Genomic DNA, 3,266 nt, shown 5'->3' with positions numbered 1-3,266 from the left:
CTACGACGTCGAACGCGCACTGCTCGCGCGCGGTGCGGTCACCGTCGCCGGCGTCGACGAGGTGGGTCGCGGCGCGTGGGCGGGGCCCGTCCTGGTCGCCGCCGCCGTCACCGACCTGTCCGCGCCGCCCGCCGGCCTCACCGACTCCAAGCTGCTCACCGCGAAACGCCGCGAAGAGGTCGCCGCGGCCGTCGACCCGTGGGTGATCGCGCACGCGTTCGGGGTCGCCGAGGCCGAGGAGATCGACGAACTGGGCATGACGGCCGCGCTGCGCCTGGCCGCGGTGCGCGCCCTGGAGGCCCTGCCGGTGCGGCCGGACGCGATCGTGCTCGACGGCAAGCACGACTTTCTCGGCACGCCCTGGAACGTGCGCTGCGTGATCAAGGGCGACCAGTCCTGCATCAGCGTCGCGGCCGCGTCCGTGCTCGCCAAGGTCCACCGCGACGCGATGATGGCCGGGCTCGGCGAGGCGTACCCCGCCTACGCGTTCGAGAGCAACGCCGGCTACCCCGCGCCCGTGCACCGGGCCGCGCTCGCCGAGCACGGCCCCACCCCGCTGCACCGGATGTCGTGGGCGTACTGGGACGACCTCCCCGCCTGGCGGCACCTGAAGCGGGTTCGCCCGGAGCCGGCCGCGGCCGGGCAGCTGGGCTTCGACCTGGGCTGACCGGTCGTCGACCGACCCGCGATCGTCGACGTATCCGAACGGTCACGTTTGACCGCCGGCGCTCGTACGTCGCCGAGACCGGCTGTACCGTGCGCGAGTGACAGCCTCAATCCCGCCCGGTTGGTACGAAGACCCCTCCTCGCCCGGTTCCGAGCGCTGGTGGGACGGCGCGCAGTGGACCGCCTCGACGCGGGCTCGGGCCTCGAGCGAGATACCCCCACCGCCGCCCGGGATGCCTCCGGGCGGGGCGGTCGGCCCGGTGTCCGGCTACCCGCAGGCCGGCTACCAGCCGGGCCCGTATCAGCCCGGTTCCTACCCGCCCGGCGGCGCGTACGGCCCGCCCGGGCCCCGGCGGGGCAAGACCATCGGCCTGAGCGTGCTCGCCCTCGTCGTGGTCGGCGCACTGGTCGCCGTGCTGATCGTGGTCCTGGGCGGCAACGACGACAAGCAGGGTGTGGCCACCGACGGGAGGGCCACCGACCGCGCGACCGGCCTGTCCGTCCCCAAGTTCAAAGGCTGGGTCGCCAAGGACCCGGACTCGCCCGCGGACCAGTACTTCACCCGACCGTGTCCGAGCGGTGGACCGAGCTCCGGGGCCACCTCGGACTCCGACACCGAGTCGGCGTCCTCGTCGTCGGATTCCTCCGACGACGAGGACGCCGACTGCTACCGCGCGGGACTGGCGGTGGTCACCGAATCGGCGGACACGTTCGACGACCTGATCGCCGACCTGAAAAAGGACATCGTCAAGAAGTCGAGCAAGGTCACCGTCGTCGACACCGAACTCGACAAGCGGGTCGACGTCGACGGGCACCGGGGCTACGTACTGCGGGTCAAGGTTCGCGGCACGCCCAAGGACCTGGAGATGGACTCGGACACCGCGTGGGCGCAGATCGTGGCGATCGACGAGAAGGACGAGGACGGCGAGTATCCGTGCGTGGTGATCAAACTGGAGAACTCCGCCAAGGCGCCCGACAAGTCCGTACTCGACGCGATCCTCAAGGGCATCAGGGTCGGCACGCCGACGCCCACGGAAAGCGGCTCCTGACCCTGTGTCATATCTGACGGGACGTCACCGGCGTTACGGTACGCCGGATCGGTCGTGCCGTACCCCGCACCGGCCGCGAGCGCGTACCGTGGACGCGCGCCGCAGGTCGGGCTTGCCGGGGTGCGACTGAAGGAGGCCGCACCGGGCACATCATCATTGGGGGGTGACTGTGCGCATCGGTGATCGCCTCGAATGCCCCGGCTACTCGGTGGTGGCGGTGGAAACCACGGGTTTGTCCCCGCATCGCCATCGCATCATCGAGATCGCGGTGGCACAATGCGATCTCGCCGGAAACGTGACCGAGTTCTTCACGACGCTGCTCGACCCCCAGGGGCCGGCGGGCGACGTGCAGACGCACGGCCTGTTCGACGACGACGTCGCCGATGCGCCGACGTATCCCGAGATCGCCCCGTGGCTGGCCCACCTGTTGCGCCAACGCGTGGTCGTCGCGCACAACGCGCGCTTCGACATCGGCTTCGTCGAGCGCGAGTTCCAACGCCGGGGCCGACCCACGGTGCCGCCGCTGACCACCCTGTGCACGATGCGCGAGGCCCCGCACCACCTGCCCGAGGCGCCGCGCTTCACCCTGCTCGCGTGCTGCGAGGCGGCCGACGTGGCGGTGGAGAGCGGTACCGGCGCGGCGGCCAAGGCGCGGGGCACCGCACGCCTGTTGGCGCACTACCTCGCGCGCGGCGCGGGGGAGGACCGGCACTGGCAGCAGGCCAGGACCGTGGCCGCCTCGCTCAACTGGCCGCGCCGCAGCGCCGATTTGCCGCGCGTGTTCACCCGCGACGACGCGCATGTGGCCCGCCGGGCCCGCGAGGAGGCCGAGCAGGTGCGCCGCCGGGACGCGGTGTCGTACCTGGAGAAGGCCCGCGCGTACGGACCGCCGATCGGCGTGGGCGAGGGCCCCGACAGCTACCTCGCGGTGCTCGACGCGGCTCTGGAGGACCGCGTGATCACCCCGCAGGAGGCGGTCGACCTCGCCGAACTCGCCGTCTCGCTGGGCATCTCCGAGGAGCAACGCAAGGACCTGGACCGGCTGTACGTGACCGCGCTCGCGGCCTCGATGGTCGCCGCGGGACCGATCGACCGCGAGGAACGCGCCGATCTCACCCGCGTCGCCGCGCAGTTGGGCATCCCGCGCACCGCGCTCGACGACCTCGCCAGGATGGCCCGCAGCACCGTCGAGCAGGGGCACGGCGGTCCCCGGATCCTCGCGCGCGGGCGACCGCTCGAATCGGGCCTGCACGTGCTCTTCCACGGCTATCTCGCGGTCACCCGGGACGAGTTGGAGCGCCGGATGGCCCGCGCCGACCTGTCGATCGCGACCGGAATCCACGACCGTGTCGACGTGCTCGTGGTGGCCGATCCCGACGAGTCCGCGGACCGGACCTACTGGGCCCGCCAACGCGGGATCAGGGTGCTCATCGAACCCGTGTTCCTCGCGCTGCTCGCCGATCTCGAACGCGGGCGCAGCACCGCCGCCGACGCCGCGTCGCAGGTCGCGGCGGCGTCGCTGGCGCACGCGGTGCCGGGCGGATCGCGGGG

Annotated in this window: 3 protein-coding genes; all 3 read left to right on the top strand. The window is 72.4% G+C overall.

Annotation, left to right across the window (positions count from 1 at the left end; all coding sequences use genetic code 11):
- Window positions 1–667: ribonuclease HII (locus GT354_RS30615; protein WP_237535621.1), on the top strand; the 667-nt coding region annotated here is incomplete at its 5' end.
- A gap of 97 nt (window positions 668–764) precedes the next feature.
- On the top strand, window positions 765–1,715 hold the full coding sequence (locus GT354_RS30610) for a DUF2510 domain-containing protein (protein WP_161359623.1): 951 nt from the start codon (window positions 765–767) through the stop codon (window positions 1,713–1,715).
- Window positions 1,716–1,878: 163 nt separating this feature from the next.
- Window positions 1,879–3,266: exonuclease domain-containing protein (locus tag GT354_RS30605; protein ID WP_161359622.1), on the top strand; the 1,388-nt coding region annotated here is incomplete at its 3' end.

This window comes from Streptomyces sp. SID3343, assembly GCF_009865215.1.
Taxonomy (GTDB): Bacteria; Actinomycetota; Actinomycetes; order Streptomycetales; family Streptomycetaceae; genus Embleya.
Note: the sequence above shows the minus strand (reverse complement) of the source record. Positions and strands in the feature narration are given on the sequence as shown.